General features: G+C 39.0%; 3 protein-coding genes. All 3 read left to right on the forward strand.

Annotated features, from left to right (window positions below):
* Positions 1 to 476, forward strand: a 476-nt coding sequence (locus A9260_RS11455) for an IS3 family transposase (protein WP_156684050.1), incomplete at its 5' end; no start/stop codon positions are given.
* Positions 477 to 673: 197 nt separating this feature from the next.
* Positions 674 to 1,768, forward strand: a complete 1,095-nt coding sequence (locus tag A9260_RS11460) for a HipA domain-containing protein (RefSeq protein WP_068699092.1) — start codon at positions 674 to 676, stop codon at positions 1,766 to 1,768.
* Positions 1,769 to 1,788: 20 nt separating this feature from the next.
* On the forward strand, positions 1,789 to 2,520 hold the full coding sequence (locus tag A9260_RS11465) for an HIRAN domain-containing protein (protein WP_068699094.1): 732 nt from the start codon (positions 1,789 to 1,791) through the stop codon (positions 2,518 to 2,520).
* Positions 2,521 to 2,836 lie beyond the last annotated feature (316 nt).

The raw sequence follows: 2,836 nt of genomic DNA on the forward strand, positions 1-2,836 counted from the left end.
GAATCGCGAATCGCTGGGCTTATCTAGCCGTTGTGCTGGACTTGTTTGCTCGTAAACCAATTGGTTGGGCTATGTCTTTTTCGCCCGATAGTCAGTTGACAAGCAAAGCTTTGAAAATGGCTTATGAAAGCCGTGGTAAGCCTAGAGGAGTGATGTTCCATAGCGATCAGGGCACGCATTACACTAGCCGTAAGTTCCGTCAGACCTTATGGCGTTTTCAAATAAAACAAAGCTTGTCGCGCAGAGGAAACTGTTGGGATAACAGCCCTATGGAGCGCTTCTTCAGAAGCCTAAAAACAGAATGGATGCCAGCCTGTGGATATCGGAATTTAACAGAGGCCTGGAACAGCATTATTGGCTACATCATTAGATATTACAGCCAAATCAGGCCGCATCAGTACAATGGTGGTCTCACGCCAAATGAGTCGGAACGACTCTATTGGCAATCTTATAAAACTGTGGCCAGTTTTACTTGACCACTACACCCTAAACTACCACCTTTGTTCTAATAAAGTGCATAACAGCTATCTACATACTTGCTATAAGTGCTAAGGTAGAAATTCCTTACAATGGAACGCTGACAAGTTATCCCTCTGATATATAATCGTTTTTACGTACCATTGAAGCTCGACACTCGCTGTCTATAGGCAGCTATGCATAGCAAACATTTAAAATGTACAAAAAGAATACGAAGCAACGCATTCGCTCCATAAAAATTCAAAAAAGAGCACTGCGGAAGAATCGGCTTAAAAAAGATGTGATTCTTTCAAGTAAAAAGCACTTACTTAAACCTAAAACAGGGCTAAAAAATGTAATGACTAATCTTTACTACCCAATCATTGATATCTCAGATCAGGATATTGACGACTTTGAACAAATGGGCACTAAATCTAAGTTTTGGTACACCGACTCTAAAACTAAGGATGAATATTTATTTAAGTCTACTCATACAGAAGATCGCCATGGTGCTCCCGTAGAGCGTAAGGGTGAGGATTGGGCTGAAAAAATTGCTTGTGAGCTAGCTGAAACGCTTGGAATTCCACACGCACATTACGACCTAGCTAATTATAAAGGCCAACGAGGAATACGTAGCCGAAAGTTCACTATCGCTGGTGATAATATGTTCTTTGGTAATCAATTAATTGAACATGTGGCAAATAGGATTAATGTACCTGTTGAGGCTGGACAAAGATCTCAAAAAGTGGATAGGGTCGCAGCAATTTTAGCTAGACTAATTCAAAATCCTCCAAAAAATTGGAAGCCCACAGAAAATATAAAGACTGCATTTGATGTTTATATTGGCTACTTATTATTTGATGCTCTGATATCGAATCAAGATAGGCATAATGAAAATTGGGCTATGATCTTAAATGGAACTCAAAGCTACCTAGCCCCCTCTTTCGACCATGCTGCTAGTTTAGGGCGAAACGAATCAGTAGAAACAATGTACGAAAGACTTTCATCTAAAGATGAAGGCCGTCAGATACCTAACTATGTGAGTAGATGTAAATCTTATTTTTACTACGGTAGTAAAAGACTAAAAACGCTAGAAGCTTTTTTAATGATTGGATACTTTAGAAAAAAGGCGACCAAAGAGTGGCTCGAAAGGTTAGAAACCCTTGAATTTATGACAATCAGCCTGATTGTAGATAAAGTTCCAGAAGAATTGATGGGATTAACAGAAAAAACATTTTGCAAAAGCATACTAATTGCCAACCAAGCGCGTATATTGCAGTACAAAGAAATGTTTGATGAACAAAAAAAATAAGAGGATAAGGAAACTACTTTATGAAAAGTGTTTTTGTCATTTGGAAAGATAATCAGGATGGTATGTGGCATCCTGTGGCAAAGCTTACACGCTTCGAAGCTGGGTATCGCCTCAATTACACCAAAGGAGCAAATCACGAGAATTTTATAGCTTTCCCTCGAATGGAAAACCTATCAAAGGTATATCATTCCTCATCATTATTTTCATTTTTTACAAACCGCTTGATTCCTACAAATAGGCCTGAATTTAAAAAAATGCTCAAGTGGTCTGATATTAACCTGACTGGGTATGATGAACTTGACCTGCTAGGCATCTCTGGCGGTGCTAGAAAAACTGATGATTTCCGGATTATTTCAGAACCGGAAGTTACTGAAACTGGTCAATATAAAATTCGATTTTTCATCAGCGGTGTTAGACATTTAGACGCTCAAAGTACAAAAAGAGTAAGTCAGCTTGAAGTGGGTGAAGAGTTAAGGCTAGTTTATGAAAATAGTAACCCCTACGATTGTAAAGCTGTTCTTGTCTCCACAAAAGATAATAAAGCTATCGGATATTGTCCAAAATACTTTAACTGTGATATTCGTGCTCTACTTGAAAACCCTGAGCTAGATTCTCACTCACTCAGGGTTATTAAGATCAACCATGATGCCCCTAGTCAATTCAGGGTTCTTTGTGAGTTTGATACTAAGTGGCCTAGTTCATTTAACCCCCTAGTTTCTGATGAGTACCTTGCTCACACTATCAATCATTAGGAAGGAAATGTACAAGAAAGGTAGCTAGTGCATATTTCGGAGCATTCCGATCACCCATTTCGGGATTATCCGATCACCCATTTCGGTTTAAACCGATCGCTGATTCCGCGATTATCAGATCACTTTTAACCTAACTCCGAAATCGATGATCGGAATAGCGAAAACTGCGATCGTAATGGCCGAAATCCTTCCTTTTTCTCTTTTAAATCAATAGCTCGCTATCCTTTACTTCTAAAACAAGAAGGAAAGGAAGCGATAATGGCCAAAAAGAGAACTCCAATGAATAAAATCAAAGAGGTATTACGCCTTAAATACG

The sequence above is a fragment of the Vibrio sp. UCD-FRSSP16_30 genome (assembly GCF_001676025.1).
Classification (GTDB): Bacteria; Pseudomonadota; Gammaproteobacteria; order Enterobacterales; family Vibrionaceae; genus Vibrio.